The following is a 14,355-nucleotide window of genomic DNA, read 5'->3' as shown; positions in this document are numbered from 1 at the left end:
AGCAACCGCGGGCTCCAAGCCTGGGGACCGTTGTCAAAAGCTGACGTTGTAGCCACATTCAGTAACTTTTGGTTTAGCCCGCAACGATGCGCCAAAGTTCGGTCCTCGGCAAGAGGGCGGCTTTTTATAATGTCAGGTGATTCTCCGGGCCCACATGCAAGAAACCTCACGCCCTAAAGGGCCAGCCAAGACTCCCTCCCCCACACGCCCAGCCTGGCTCAAATGGCTGCTGCGCTTCATGGCCTGGGGATTCGGCATTGCCGCGGCCGGTGCGCTGGCCGTTCTGTGCGTGGTCGCGGTCGCCCTGGCGGTTGCCTACCCCAATCTGCCGGATATTTCCGAGCTGTCCGACTACCGGCCGAAGCTGCCGCTGCGGGTTTTCTCGGCCGAAGGCATTTTGATCGGCGAATTCGGCGAGGAACGGCGCAACCTTACGCCGATCGCGGCGATCCCCAAACTGGTGAAGGAAGCGGTGTTGGCCGCTGAAGACACGCGCTTCTACGACCATGGCGGCGTCGACTACAAGGGCATGGTGCGCGCGGGGCTGGCCAACATGAACCGCGTGAAGAGCCAGGGCGCCTCGACCATCACGATGCAGGTAGCGCGCAATGTCTACCTGAGTTCGGAGAAAACGCTCACCCGCAAGATCTACGAAGTGCTGCTCACCTTCAAGCTGGAGCACCTGCTTACCAAGGACCAGATCTTCGAGATCTACCTGAACCAGATCTACCTGGGCAACCGCGCCTACGGTTTTGCCGCGGCCTCCGAAGCGTATTTCGGCAAGCCGCTGCAGGATCTTTCCATTGCCGAGGCGGCCATGCTGGCCGGCCTGCCGAAGGCACCGGGCGCCAACAACCCGGTCAACAATCCGCAGCGCGCGCGCGGGCGCCAGTTCTATGTGATCGACCGCATGCAGGACGCAGGCTTCATCACGGCCGAGCAGGCTGCCCAAGCCAAGAAGGAAGAGTTGCACCTGCGCGACGCGGCGGACCCGAACCGCCTGCACGCCGAGTACGTGGCCGAAACCGTGCGCCAGCTCATGTATGCGCAATACGGCGACAGCACCTACACCCGCGGCCTGAAGGTGTACACCTCGCTGGTGGCCGCCGACCAGGCCGCCGCATACAAGGCGCTGCGCAAGGGCATCATGGACTACGAGCGGCGCCAGATCTATCGCGGCCCCGAGAAATTCGTCGATCTTCCGAACGACCCCAAGGAACTCGACGAAGCCGTGGACGACGCGCTGACCGACCACCCCGACAACGGCGACGTGATGTCGGCGGTGGTGCTCAAGGCCAGCGCCAAGGAAATCTCGGCCGTCCGCGGCAACGGCGACCCGGTGCAGATCACCGGAGAAGGCCTCAAGCCCGCGCAATCCGGCCTTTCCGACAAGGCACCGCCCAACATCAAGATCCGCCGCGGCGCCGTGATCCGCGTGGTGAAGACGCCCAAGAACACCTGGGAGATCACCCAGCTGCCCGAAGTGGAAGGCGCCTTCGTCGCCATGGATCCGCGCGATGGCGCCATCAAGGCGCTGGTGGGGGGCTTCGACTTCGGCAAGAACAAGTTCAACCACGTCACGCAGGCCTGGCGCCAGCCGGGTTCGAGCTTCAAGCCGTTCATCTACTCGGCCGCGCTCGAGAAGGGCTTCACGCCTTCCACGGTGATCAACGACGGACCGCTCTTCTTCGATGCCGGCACCACGGGCGGCCAGCCCTGGGAGCCCAAGAACTACGGCGGTGGCTACGACGGCCCGATGTCGATGCGCACCGCGCTCATGAAGTCGAAGAACCTGGTGTCGATCCGAATCCTGCAATCCATCGGCACGCGCTATGCGCAGGAATGGATCACCAATTTCGGCTTCGACAAGGACAAGCACCCCGCCTACCTGCCCATGGCGCTGGGCGCCGGAGCGGTCACGCCGATGCAGATGGCCGTGGGCTACTCGGTATTTGCCAACGGCGGCTACCGCGTCAATCCATACCTGGTCACCCGCATTACCGACCACAAGGACCGGGTGCTGGTCGACAAGCAGCCGCCGCTGCTCAACGAGACGATCCGGGCCATTCCCCAGCGCAACGCCTTCATCATGGATTCGCTGCTGCAATCCATTACGCGCGCCGGCACGGCGGCCAAGGCGCAGGCCATGCTCAAGCGGCCCGACCTCTACGGTAAGACGGGCACCACCAACGACTCGCTCGACGCCTGGTTTGCCGGCTTCCAGCCCACCATGACCGCCATTTCCTGGATCGGCTACGACACGCCGCGCAACCTGGGCGACCGCGAAACCGGCGGCGGCTTGAGCCTGCCGATCTGGATCAACTACATGGAAACCGCCATCAAGGGCGTGCCCGTGACCGATCTTTCCACCACCCCGCCGGCTGGCGTCGTGAGCGTTGGCGGTGAGTGGTACTACGACGACTACGCGCCGGGCCGCGGCGTCTCCAGCCTTGGCGTGGAGACCCCCGCCACGCCGCCCGCGGAGTCACTGAGCGGCGTGCCGGTGAGCCCGCCTCCGCCGCCTGAAGAACGCAATCGGATTCTCGACCTCTTTAGGAATTGAGAATGAGCAGAGTCAGGGGGCCGCAAACTCCAGCGGCTGCCCGGCTTGCAGGCTTGCCTCGCGCGACAGGTTGCCGAAGAACTCCTCGCCGGTCTTGGTGTCGACCCAGGCCTTGCCGTCGAAGCGGTAGTGATAGCCGCCGGAGCGCGCGGCCAGCCAGATTTCCTGCAGCGGCTTCTGCAGGTTCACGATCAGCTGGCTGCCGTTCTTGAATGAAATCGTGATCATCCCGCCCACCCGCTGGTTGTCGATGTCGGCGTCGGTTGCATCGTTGATGCGGTCGCAGCCTTGCTCGATGGCGGCGAGCGCAGCTTCGGCGCGGTCCATGTATTCGGAGTCGGTCATTACAATTTCGTTATGTTGAATGTTCGTCAAATTCTAGTGAGCGCCTCCAGCCGCGCTGCGCTCATGGTCTGCCTGGCTGCGGTAGCGGGCGCCCTGGGCGCTTGCGGGCAGCGTGGGCCGCTCTATCTACCGACCGATCCGGCGGCCGCGCAGCGCGCGACCCTGCCGCAGTTGCTCACGCCCGGCGGCTCGCGCGCTGCCGACGCTGAAGCCGCGCCCAAGCCCGCCGCGGCCAGCAGTGCGCCGGCTGCCCCAACCGGCAATGCCACCAGCCCCGGAGTGCCGAAGTGACGAACGCCCCTCTCCTTCCGGGCCATCCGCACATCGCGCATCGCGACGGCGCGCTCCATGTCGAGGGCCTGAGCCTCGACGCCCTCGCCCGCGAACACGGCACCCCCTTGTTTGTCTATTCGAAGCAATGGATGCTGGACGCGTTGGCGGCCTACCAGCGCGGCTTCGAGGGCCGCGAAGCCCTGATCTGCTACGCGATGAAGGCGAATTCATCGCTCGGCGTGCTGCGCGTGTTCGCCGAGGCGGGCTGCGGGTTCGACATCGTTTCGGGCGGCGAGCTGGCCCGTGTGCTGGCCGTGGGCGCCGATCCGGCAAAGATCATCTTCTCGGGCGTGGGCAAGACCCGCGCCGAAATGCGGCAGGCGCTCGCGGCCGGCATTGCTTGCTTCAATGTCGAGAGCGAAGCCGAGCTCGACGTGCTCAACGAAGTGGCGCTGGCTGAAGGGCGCCGCGCGCCCATCAGCATCCGCATCAACCCGAATGTCGATCCGAAGACGCACCCGTACATCTCCACCGGCTTGAAGGGCAACAAGTTCGGCATCGCCCATGACCGCGCGGTCGAGGCTTATCGCCATGCCGCCAGGCTTCCGGGGCTCGAGGTGGTGGGCATCGACTGCCACATTGGCTCGCAGATCACCGAAGCCTCGCCCTACCTGGATGCCTGCGACCGGATACTCGACCTGGTCGAAGCCATCGAAGCGGCCGGCGTGCCCATCCATCACCTGGACTTCGGCGGCGGCCTGGGCATCGACTACAACGGCGAAGTGCCGCCCAAGGCCGATGCGCTCTGGCAGCAGCTGCTCGCGCGGCTCGACGCCCGCGGCTTCGGTCGGCGCAAGCTGGTCATCGAGCCGGGCCGTTCGCTGGTCGGCAATGCAGGCGTGTGCGTGACCGAGGTGCTCTACACCAAGCCGGGCGAAGACAAGAATTTCTGCATCGTCGATGCGGCTATGAACGACCTGCCCCGCCCGGCGATGTACCAGGCGTTCCAGCAGATCGTGCCGCTGCGCATCCGTGCGGGCAGCGCGCCGGTCTACGACGTGGTCGGCCCGGTTTGCGAAAGCGGCGACTGGATTGGCCGCGACCGTGCGCTCAACGTGGTGTCCGGCGACCTGCTGGCCGTGCTGTCGGCAGGCGCCTATTGCATGAGCATGGCCAGCAACTACAACACGCGCGGCCGGGCCGCCGAAGTGCTGGTGAGCGGCCAGAGCGCCACCCTGATCCGTCGCCGCGAGACGATGGAAGACCAGCTGCGCAGCGAGCGGATCGAGGGCTGATCCGCCGCAGCCGCCGTGCGCCTTGGGCGGGCCGATCAGCGCGTCAGCCGGCGCTGCTGCGGCCCAGCGACTTCTCGTTGCCGCTACTGCCGCCGCGAGCGCCCGCCGAGGGCTTCGGCTTGCGCTTGCTCGCGTAGTTCCACACGCGCCACCCCAGCAACACCGCGACGATTGCCGCGTAGACGAACACCTCGGCAAAGTTGTTCTTGCCCGCGCGCATCCAGAAGAAGTGCAGCAGGCCGAGGCCGGCGATCAGGTAGACCAGCTTGTGCAGCATTTGCCAGCGCTTGGCGCCCAGTGCCTTGATCGCGCGGTTGAACGATGTGGCGGCCAGCGGCGTCAGCAGCACGAAGGCCGTGAACCCCACCAGGATGAACGGCCGCTTGGCAATGTCCTTGGCGATCTCGGCCCACTCGAAGCCCATGTCGAACCAGCTGTAGCACAGCAGGTGCACCACCACATAGAAGTACGCGAACAGGCCCAGCATGCGGCGAAAGCGTGCGAGCGCGTTCGCCTTGGCGATCACGCGCAGCGGCGTCACGGCCAGCACGATGCAGATGAAGCGCAAGTTCCAGTCGCCCGTGGCGCGAATCAGGAACTCGGCCGGGTTCGCACCCAGCCCGTCGGTGAATGCGCCATAGGTCAGCCACGCGAACGGCAGCAGGCACAGCAAGAAGACCACCGGCTTGGCCGCCGGATGCATGAGCAGCTTGTTCATGGCGCAAAGGCTGAATGGCGAGGCAGGCTCGGGCTCAATAGTTCTTCTTCAGGTCCATGCCCGCATAGAGCTGGCCGACCTGGGCTTCGTAGCCGTTGAACATCAGCGTCTTGTTGCGCTTGGCAAAAAGCCCGCCGCCGTCGCCGATGCGGCGCTCGGTGGCCTGGCTCCAGCGCGGATGGTCGACGTTCGGGTTCACGTTCGAATAGAAACCGTATTCCTGGGCCGCGGCCTTGTTCCACGCCGTGCTCGGCTCTTTCTCGACGAAGCGGATCTTCACGATCGACTTGGCCGACTTGAACCCGTATTTCCACGGCACCACCAGGCGCACCGGCGCGCCGTTCTGGTTGGGCAGCACTTCGCCGTACATGCCAAAGGCCAGCAGCGTGAGCGGATGCATGGCCTCGTCCATCCGCAGGCCTTCGGTGTAGGGCCAGTCGAGCACGCGCGAGCCGACGAAAGGCATGGTCTTGGGGTCGGCCAGGGTCACGAACTCCACATACTTGGCGTTGCCCTGGGGTTCGACCCGCTTGATGAGCTCGGCCAGCGAATAGCCCACCCACGGAATGACCATCGACCAGCCCTCGACACAGCGCAGGCGGTAGATGCGCTCTTCCTGCGCGCTGAGCTTCAGCAGGTCTTCGATGCCGTATTTGCCGGGTTTCTTGACCAGGCCCTCGACCTCCACGGTCCACGGGCGGGTCTTGAGCGTGCCCGCGTTCTTGACCGGGTCGCCCTTGTCGGTGCCGAACTCATAGAAGTTGTTGTAGCTCGTCGCGTCCTTGTAGTCGGTGAGCTTTTCCATCGTTTGCGCGCCCGGCACGGCGGACTTGGCGCCCGGCAGCAGCGCCAGCTTGTGCGGGCCGGTCGCCTGTGCGAAGGCCTCGCGTCCTGCAAAGCTTGCCAGCGCGGCACCGGCCGCGCCGCCAGCCATCAGCTTCAGCAGGTCGCGCCGGCTCTCGTAGACGGCGCGCGGCGTGATTTCGCTCGAAAGCGGATGGATGAAACCGCTGTTGCGACCTTGCGGGCGGGAGGAGAACGACATGGTGATGGCCTTTCGCGTGAATCGTTTTGCTCAGGGTAGTTCGAGCAATTCCCTGATTCGGTTACGCACAATCGCTGCGCGTGGATTCAATTCTTCGCGAAAAAGCCGGCGGCCGGGGCTACAAGGTGCCGTAACTGTGCAGTCCGCTCAGGAACATGTTCACGCCCAGGAAGGCAAAGGTGGTGACCGCCAAGCCGGCCAGCGCCCACCAGGCCGCCACGGTGCCGCGCAAACCCTTGACCAGCCGCATGTGCAGCCAGGCCGCGTAGTTGAGCCAGACGATCAGCGCCCAGGTTTCCTTCGGGTCCCAGCTCCAGTAGCCGCCCCAGGCATCGGCCGCCCACAAGGCGCCCAGCACGGTGGCAATGGTGAAGAAGGCAAAACCGACCGTGATCGACTTGTACATCACGTCGTCGAGCACCTCGTTGGCGGGCAGCCTTGCCGCAATGCGCTTGCGCCCCAGCAGAATGCCCGCAGCGATGAGTGCGGAAATGCCCGCATAGATCACCCAGTAGCTCCCGCCGGCCTCTTGCACGCGCTGGCGGAATGCCACCGGAACAAAGCACAGCGCCACGCCCAGGAGCCAGATCGGCGTGAGCTTGTACCAGCGGGTTTCGCCCGCCTGTTCCTTCACCAGGTAGGCAAAGGCCACCATGGCCGCAAGCGCGAAAGTGCCGTAGCCGATGAAGTTGGCCGGCACATGCAGCTTCATCCACCAGCTTTGCAGCGCGGGCACCAGCGGCTGGATCTCGTGTGCGTTGCGCACCAGCGTGTACCAGAGCAGGAAGCCCACCGCCGCACTCACCACCAGCATGACGAAGGCGCCGAGCGCCCGGGTGCCGTAGCGCGCTTCGAAGTACAGATAGAACGCCGCGGTAAGCCAGCAGAACAGCACGAACACTTCGTACAGGTTGCTGACCGGGATGTGCCCGATGTCCGGCCCGATCAGGTGGCTCTCGTACCAGCGCACCATGGTGCCGATGAGCGCCATGGCAATGGCAGCCCATGTGAGGCGCGAGCCGATGAGCTCGAAGGTGTCGCCCTGCTTGCCGCCGAAGAAACCGAGCCAGTAGAACAGCGTGCTCATGAAGAACAGCACGCTCATCCAGAGAATGGCCGACTGGCTCGACAGGAAGTACTTGAGCCAGAACACCGTGTCCGCGCGCGCCAGGTCGCCCTGGTAGGAGCCGATGGCCAGCAGCGAGGCCGCCGCCACGACGATGGCGAGCACCCGCAGCGGCCGCCAGAACCAGCCGATCGCAATGACGGAAATCATCGCGGCGACGAGGATCGGCTTCTCGTACGAGTCCATAGCGCCCGCATACCGCACAAAGGCAAAAAGGCCGCCTGCAAGCACCAGTGCCGCGAAAACCCAGTCGAACAGGTTGCGGCGCGAAAACCAGCTTTCGTTGAGCGTGAGGGTGGTGGTGTTCATGGCGACGCCGGTCCTTCGTTTTTCAAGGCAAGCAGCTTGTGCTTGAGGTGCTCGAACTCGCGATCGCTGTCAATCGTCTTGCGATTGACCGAGAAGGCCATCGTGGCAGCCGTGGTGTTGTTGTGTCCTGCGCTTGTGCCGCCGGGTGCCAGCCACACCCAGAGCCGGCGCTCGCGCACGTACAGCATGGCAAAAATCCCGATGATCAGCAACAGGCAGCCCAGATAGACCACGTTCTTTCCGGGCGCTCGCGCCACCTGGAACACGCTGGCCTGCACCTGGGTGAAGTCGGTCATCATCATTGCGACGGGCGCCGGATAGAAATGCGCATCGCTGATGGCCAGCACCGCCTGCGTGAGAAAGGCTTGCGACTTGTCGTCGCGCGGCAAGGCCTCGAGCCCCGCGCTTTCGCGGCTGAGATTGAGCAGTTCGAACAGCACGTCGTTCAGGATGCGCACCAGCACCGCGCCGGCACGCTCTCGCTCGGGCTCGGGCACGTTGGCTTCCATGAATTCCGCAATGGCCTGCCAGCCGCCCTGCGTGCTGGCGTCGGCCTTCGCACGCTCGCTGCCGGCAAAGAGCGCGAGTGCACGCGCAGCCGAAACGCTGAGTTGCTCGGCCATTTCGGGCCGCTTCGGATCGACGGCCTTGGCGATGTAGCGCTCGACGGCACGGGCGCGGGTGTCGGCGTCGGCCAGCGAAGCGCGCATACGCACGAAGCTGTCCATGCTGCCCTGCTCGTCGGCCGGCACGCGAAGGTAGCGGAACGGCTCTTCGGGCTTCTCGCGCATGCCGAGCAGGAACACCGGCTGGCCGTCGCCGGTGTCGACCGGCACCATGTAGTTCTGGTATTCGCGCGCCTGGCCCGCGGCGTCGCGCAGCTTGTAGCCGATGCTCGGGCCGATGTTGCGCAGCACCTTCGGCTTGGTGGTCTTGTTGGCGGCGCCCAGGCGCGATTCGATGTCGTGGCGCAGGTCGACCTTGCGCACGTCGGCGCCGCTGCCCATGGCACCCCCGTCGGCAAAATTCTCGACGTTGATCACGCGCAGCGCAGCGTATTCGAGCGTGAGCTTTTCCTTGCCGTTGGTAATTTCAGTGCTTGGCCCGCCAATGACGCCATCGACCTCGAAGGGCTTGGCGGCGGCGGCCATCGGCACCGCCTTGAGCTTCACCTTGGAGCCGCCGTCGTCGAAGCTCGACTGGTAGATTTCCACGCCCTTGTAGCTGGCCGGATGATTGACCTCGATGCGCGCGGGCACCTGGGCGCCGGTCTCGCGGTCGTGCAGCACCACCTCGCTCGCAAACAGCTTGGGCATGCCGGTGGAGTAATAGTCGACGATGAACTTCTTGAGCTCGATCGAGAACGGCAGCTCCTGCAGCAGCACGCCGTCCGACTGCTGCAGGATGGCCACGCTGCCCTGCCCGCCTTCGGGCACCAGGATGTTGCCGCGGAAGGTCGGGTTGCGGGGCGACAGCCGGTGCTGCGGCGGCACGTCGGCAATCATGCCGCCGCCGGTGAACACGCTCTTGCCGTTGAACCAGGTCTGGGCACGCACCACCAGGTCGCCGTCGAGCAGGCCGCCGATGCACACCAGCACGATGGCGCTGTGCGCGGCGATGTAGCCCAGCTTGTGGGCGCCGCCCGCACGCGCCGCGACCATCCAGCCCGCGCCAGACTGGCCTTCCGCCGCTTCGCGCTGCTGCAGCTTGACCTTCCAGCCGCCGCTCACCAGCAGTTGGCCGATGCGGTTGGCTGCCGCGGCGGGCTCCTCGGCAAGCTGGTTTTCAGCGCGCTGGCCGAAGGCCTTGAGGCTCTGCGCGCGGATGTTTTCCTTGAAGGTCTTCAGGTCCACAAAAATGCGCGGCGTGTTGCGCGCAATGCAGAGCGACGTGCTGATCACCAGGAACAGCAGGATCAGCAGGAACCACCAGGCGCTGTAGACCGAATCGAGCTTGGCCGTGCGGAACAGCTCGGCCCAGAATGGACCGAACTGGTTGATGTAGTTGTTGATCGGCTCGTGCTGCTTGAGCACGGTGCCGATGATCGATGCGATGCAGATGACCGTGAGCAGCGCGATGGCAAACCGCATCGACGAGAACAGCTCCACCGCAGCGCGAAGCACTTGCGGGCCGCGATGGACGCGAAGGCCGTGGGTGGAGACAGACATCGGTGGGCGGGAGGAAAGGAACAGGGAAAAAGCAAAGGGCGGGCCATCCAGCTGGATCGGCCCGCCCTCTGTTTGGGTTTTTTATCGGCGGTTAGTTCACGCTGAAGGGCGTGGCGTCAGCGCAGGCCGGCAATGTAGTCTGCAACGGCCTTGATTTCGCGGTCGTTCAGCTTTGCGGCCACACCGGTCATGGGGGCGCTGTTCTGGCGCACGTTGTCCCGGAAGGCAACAAGCTGTGCCACCGTGTAGTCGGCGTGCTGGCCGCCCAGGCGCGGGTACTGGGCGGGCATGCCGGCGCCGTTGGGGCTGTGGCAGCCGGCGCAGGCCGGAATCTGGCGGTCGGCAATGCCGCCGCGGTAGATCTTTTCGCCCAGTGCCACCGTGTCCTTCTCCTTGGAGAAGCCGGTCTTGATCTTCTTGGAGCCCACGAACCACGCGATGTTGCGCATGTCTTCGTCGGACAGCTTGGCCGCCAGGGGCTGCATGATCGGGCTCTTGCGCTTGCCGGACTTGAAGTCCTGCAGCTGCTTGAGGATGTATTCGGGGTGCTGCTGCGCCAGCTTCGGGTTTGCCGCAATGGCCGAGTTGCCGTCTGCGTTGTGGCAGGAGGCACAGGCCTGGGCCGCGGAATTGAACACCGCGTCGCCCTTGGCGGGGTCGGGCTTGGCCGGCTTGGCCGCGGCGGGTGCAGTCGCTGCGGCGGCTGGCGCGTCGGCCGCAAGGCTCGCGCTGGCTGCGACACCCATGAGGGCTGCAAGCAGAAAATTGGCAAACAACTTCATATCGGGGGCTCGATTTATTGGCGCAAAACCCCGCGATTCTACAATGGCGGCCCGTTCCGAAAGCTCATTGATGACTACGCCGTCGCGCAAGCACGCTGCTCCCCCTTCCCGCGCGACCCCTGCCGTGGACCCCATCGTCGCCGAGCGCGAGCGCGTTGCGCTCGGCTGGCTGCACACCGCCCACTTCCTGACCAGCGCCCCGCAGCTCGAGCATTTGCCTCCGCTCGACCTGCCCGAAATCGCCTTCGTCGGTCGCTCGAATGCGGGCAAGTCGACCGCGATCAACACGCTCACCCAGCAGACGCGTCTGGCTTTCGCCTCCAAGACACCCGGCCGCACGCAGCACATCAACCTGTTCGGCGTGGGCAAGCAAAAGGCCGACGACGCCGTGCTGGCCGACCTTCCCGGCTACGGCTATGCCGCGGTCCCCAAGGAAGCCAAGCTGCGCTGGCAGCGCGTCATGGGCAACTATTTGATGACGCGCGAAAACCTGCGCGGCGTCGTGCTGATGTGCGACCCGCGCCAGGGCCTCACCGAGCTCGACGAAATCCTGCTCGATGTGATCCGCCCGCGCGTCGAGCAAGGCCTCAAGTTCCTCGTGCTCCTGACCAAGTCCGACAAGCTCACCCGCAGCGAAGGCGCCAAGGTACTGTCCATTACGCGACTGCAGGCCGGCGGCGGCGAAGTCAAACTGTTCTCCGCCCTCAAGAAGCAGGGAGTGGGAGAAGCCGCGGAGCTGCTGTGGCGCTGGGCGCATCCGCCCGGGGAAACGCTGGCGGAAGCCGGGCAGTCCCCGGTGCCGGAAGACACCTAGGGAAAACCGGCTCGCTGCCGTCCCATCTGCGTGATCCACTATGAAAACAATAGCAACGGAAGTTGAAGGAGACAAAGCATGATCGAGACGTTCCAGCGCAGCCTGCCCAACGGAACCACGCTGAGCTGCCGCGCCACCGGCGCGCCCGGGCGCCCGCTGATGGTGTTCCTCCACGGCTTCCCGGAGGCCGCATTTATCTGGGACGAACTGCTCGAGTACTTCGCCCAGCCTGAACACGGCGGCTACCGCTGCCTGGCGCCCAATCTGCGTGGTTTCGAGAAGTCGAGCGCGCCCACCGAAGTGGCCGCGTACAAGGCCCACCTGCTGATCCAGGACATCCAGCAACTGGCGGCCACAGAGAGCGCCGACGGCACGATGGCCGCGCTGGTCGCGCACGACTGGGGCGGAGCTTTCGGCTGGGGCTATGCCAATGCCTTTCCGGAGCAGGTCGGCCGGCTGGTCATCATCAACTCGCCGCACCCCGGCACCTTCACGCGCGAGTTGCGCAACAACCCGGCGCAGCAGCAAGCCAGCGCCTACATGAACTTCCTGGCAAGGCCCGATGCCGAAGCGCTGCTCTCGGCCGACGACTTCAAGCGCATGTGGCCCTTTTTCACGCTGATGAAGGCCGGCCCCGACGGCTTCGGGTGGCTCACCGAAGAGGTGAAGCAGCAGTACCGCGAGGTATGGAATGCCGGCCTTACCGGCGCCTGCAACCTCTATCGCGTCACGCCGATGAAGCCGCCGCTGCCGGGCCAGAGCATCGACGGCATTCCGGTGCTGCCGCGCGAGCGGCTCACGGTGAACGTGCCGACCTTCGTTTTCTGGGCGCTCGACGACGCGGCGCTGTTGCCGGGCCTGCTCGACGGCCTGGAGGAATACGTGCCCAAGCTCGAGATCAAAAAGGTGCCCAACGCCACCCACTGGATCGTGCACGAACAGCCGCAGCTCGTGGCGCGCGAGATCGAAGCCTTCCTGAAGCGGAACTGAAGAAGCCGCCCCGGTTCTTCTTCAGTAGATCGACGGCGCGCCCTCGGGCCGCGTCTTGAAGCGGCGATGCACCCAGTAGTACTGGGACGGCATCTTGTCGATGTAGCCCTGCAGCCGCTCGTTCATGAGCGCAGTGTCGGCCTCGACATCGTCCGTTGGAAAGTTCTGCCAAGCCGGCAGCACCTCGATCTCGTAGCCCCCGGGCGTGAGCTTGGAGACGATCGGCACCACCTTGGCCTTGCCCAGCCGCGCGAAGCGCGAGAGCGAGGGCACGGTGGCGGCCTGCACGCCATAGAACGGCACGAAGATGGTCTGGTCGCGGCCAAAGTCCATGTCGGGCAGCAGGTACAGCAAGCCGCCCTTGCGCAAGCCTCCGAGCACCGGCTTGATGCCGTCGACCCTGTTGAGCGCCGCCACGTTGCCGAAGCGTGTGCGGCCTTCGCGAATCCATTCATCGACCATCGGATCGCGCTGGGTCGTGTAGATGGTGGCCGAAGGCCGCGGCGTGTGCATGGTCAATGCCGTGGCCGCGGCATCGAGGCCGTAGAAATGCGGCGCGAACAGGATCATCGGCTCGTCGCCGTTGGCGATCTCGTCGATCTCCTGCGGGGCGCCCACCACCTTGAGCCGGCTGGCCACCACTTTTTCAGGCGCATGCCAGAGCCAGCTGCGGTCGAGCCACGACTGCGCAACATACACAAACGTCTCGCGCGCCATGCGGCGGCGTTCGGCTTCGGATTTGCCGGGAAAGCACACGGCCAGGTTGGTGTCGACCACGCGCCGTCGCGGTACCGCGACGGTGTGGAGCACGCGGCCCAGCAGCGCGCCGAAGCCACGTACCAGCGGCAGGGGCAGCGGCGCAATCGCGCGCATGAAACCGATGCCGAGTCGGGAGCCGAGACTCATTGCGCCTGCTCCCCATTGGCCGCAGCCGCCACGACGGTCTCGCCGCGCGGCTCCTTGTAGCGTGCGTAGTCCCACACGTATTGGCCGGGCAGGCTGTGGATCAAGCGGCCGATGGCATCGTTCATTGCAGCTGCAGCGTCTTCGATGGACGCCTTGGGATCGGTGAGCGCAGTGCCCATGATCGGTTCGAAGCGAATCACGTAGCCCGCACCGCGCGGCAGCCTTTCGCACACGCTCAGGAAACAGGCGGCGCCGGTCTGCTGCGCGAGGCGCGGCAGCAGCGTCATGGTGTAGGCCGGCCGGCCAAGAAAAGGCGCCCATACGCCCTGCCCCAGCGGTGGCACCTGGTCGGGCAGGATGCCGGTGTAGCCACCGCTGCGCAGCGTGCGGATGAGGCCGCGCACGCCAGTGTTGTTGGTGGGCAGCGTCTGCAGGCCGGGCCGGTCACGCGAGCCCGCGGCAATCAGTTCGGCCATCCATTTCTTGCGCGCGGGGCGAAACAGCGCGGTGATCGGTCCGTAGGCCTGGAGAAAGCGCTCGCCGATGGCCTGGCCGCACATCTCCCAACTGCCCAGATGCGGCGCCACCAGGATCACGCCCTTTTTCGCCTGCATGGCGGCCTCGAAGGCCTCGACGCCTTCCCAGCGCACCACGCGCCGCAACACGCTTTCGCCCTGCGGGCGCAGCCAGAGCCAGGGCAGCTCGGCGGCCATGTGGCCGGCGGCGGCGATGGCCGGGCGGTACTGGTCGGGGGTGAAGCCCGCGTTTTCGGCATTGGCCTTGAAACGCCGGCGGTAGTCGGGGGCGCACCACCAGACCATCCAGCCCAGCAACGCGCCGAGCCGATGCATCAACGGCATCGGTACACGGGCAAGCAGGCGGAACAGGGTGACCATGGGCAACAGGGAGTGAATACCAGGACGCGCGCGCACGATTGGGCCCGGCTCGAATAGAATGCAAATTGTCGCCGAGTTACGGAACAACTTGCAGGGCGACAAACACAAGCGCAAGAGCGATTGTG

The 14,355-nt window shown here is 65.4% G+C and carries 13 protein-coding genes; 5 read left to right on the top strand and 8 right to left on the bottom strand.

The annotated features are described in order from the left end of the window. Positions 1 to 154 precede the first annotated feature (154 nt). Complete coding sequence (locus M0765_RS15085) at positions 155 to 2,563, top strand: penicillin-binding protein 1A (RefSeq protein ID WP_258504393.1); 2,409 nt, start codon at positions 155 to 157, stop codon at positions 2,561 to 2,563. 12 nt (positions 2,564 to 2,575) lie between these two features. Here the strand turns inward: M0765_RS15085 and cyaY are convergent, their stop codons facing one another. Further along, positions 2,576 to 2,908 carry an iron donor protein CyaY gene (gene cyaY / locus M0765_RS15080; protein ID WP_258504391.1) on the bottom strand — a complete coding sequence of 111 codons (333 nt, stop codon included), beginning with the start codon at positions 2,906 to 2,908 and terminating at the stop codon, positions 2,576 to 2,578. A 36-nt stretch (positions 2,909 to 2,944) separates the two neighbouring features. On the opposite strand from cyaY, the gene lptM reads away from it, so the two are divergent. Both lptM and lysA read left to right on the top strand, forming a co-directional pair. Beyond that, positions 2,945 to 3,199 (top strand): LPS translocon maturation chaperone LptM, encoded by a 255-nt coding sequence (lptM, locus tag M0765_RS15075; RefSeq protein WP_446751557.1) that lies wholly within the window; start codon positions 2,945 to 2,947, stop codon positions 3,197 to 3,199. Beyond that, positions 3,196 to 4,476, top strand: coding sequence for a diaminopimelate decarboxylase (gene lysA, locus M0765_RS15070; protein ID WP_258504389.1), 1,281 nt, complete (start codon positions 3,196 to 3,198; stop codon positions 4,474 to 4,476). The genes lptM and lysA overlap by 4 nt, the downstream gene beginning before the upstream one ends. Positions 4,477 to 4,519: 43 nt before the next feature. On the opposite strand, the gene M0765_RS15065 is transcribed toward lysA, so the two are convergent. The 5 genes from M0765_RS15065 to M0765_RS15045 form a co-directional block, all read right to left on the bottom strand. Then, entirely contained in the window at positions 4,520 to 5,194 is a 675-nt protein-coding gene (locus tag M0765_RS15065; RefSeq protein WP_258504388.1) for a sulfite oxidase heme-binding subunit YedZ, read from the bottom strand. A 34-nt stretch (positions 5,195 to 5,228) separates the two neighbouring features. Further along, positions 5,229 to 6,239, bottom strand: coding sequence for a protein-methionine-sulfoxide reductase catalytic subunit MsrP (gene msrP, locus M0765_RS15060; protein ID WP_258504387.1), 1,011 nt, complete (start codon positions 6,237 to 6,239; stop codon positions 5,229 to 5,231). A gap of 118 nt (positions 6,240 to 6,357) precedes the next feature. Beyond that, complete coding sequence (gene ccsB, locus M0765_RS15055; protein ID WP_258504386.1) at positions 6,358 to 7,674, bottom strand: c-type cytochrome biogenesis protein CcsB; 1,317 nt, start codon at positions 7,672 to 7,674, stop codon at positions 6,358 to 6,360. Continuing rightward, on the bottom strand, positions 7,671 to 9,842 hold the full coding sequence (locus tag M0765_RS15050) for a cytochrome c biogenesis protein ResB (protein ID WP_258504385.1): 2,172 nt from the start codon (positions 9,840 to 9,842) through the stop codon (positions 7,671 to 7,673). The genes ccsB and M0765_RS15050 overlap by 4 nt, the downstream gene beginning before the upstream one ends. A 116-nt stretch (positions 9,843 to 9,958) precedes the next feature. Next, positions 9,959 to 10,624: a c-type cytochrome gene (locus M0765_RS15045; protein ID WP_258504384.1), complete on the bottom strand. Its 666-nt coding sequence runs from the start codon at positions 10,622 to 10,624 to the stop codon at positions 9,959 to 9,961. 70 nt (positions 10,625 to 10,694) lie between these two features. Between M0765_RS15045 and yihA the strand changes: the two genes are divergently transcribed. Both yihA and M0765_RS15035 read left to right on the top strand, forming a co-directional pair. Next, positions 10,695 to 11,438, top strand: coding sequence for a ribosome biogenesis GTP-binding protein YihA/YsxC (yihA, locus tag M0765_RS15040; protein ID WP_258504383.1), 744 nt, complete (start codon positions 10,695 to 10,697; stop codon positions 11,436 to 11,438). 78 nt (positions 11,439 to 11,516) lie between these two features. Beyond that, positions 11,517 to 12,428, top strand: a complete 912-nt coding sequence (locus M0765_RS15035) for an alpha/beta fold hydrolase (RefSeq protein ID WP_258504382.1) — start codon at positions 11,517 to 11,519, stop codon at positions 12,426 to 12,428. A 21-nt stretch (positions 12,429 to 12,449) separates the two neighbouring features. Here the strand turns inward: M0765_RS15035 and M0765_RS15030 are convergent, their stop codons facing one another. Next, entirely contained in the window at positions 12,450 to 13,334 is an 885-nt protein-coding gene (locus tag M0765_RS15030) for an LpxL/LpxP family acyltransferase (RefSeq protein ID WP_258504381.1), read from the bottom strand. Beyond that, positions 13,331 to 14,230 (bottom strand): lysophospholipid acyltransferase family protein, encoded by a 900-nt coding sequence (locus M0765_RS15025; protein ID WP_258504380.1) that lies wholly within the window; start codon positions 14,228 to 14,230, stop codon positions 13,331 to 13,333. Before M0765_RS15025 ends, M0765_RS15030 begins: the two co-directional genes overlap by 4 nt. Between the last annotated feature and the right edge of the window lie 125 nt (positions 14,231 to 14,355).

The sequence above is a fragment of the Variovorax sp. S12S4 genome (genome assembly GCF_023195515.1).
GTDB lineage: Bacteria > Pseudomonadota > Gammaproteobacteria > Burkholderiales > Burkholderiaceae_C > Variovorax.
This window is presented reverse-complemented; position numbering and strand designations above follow the sequence as displayed.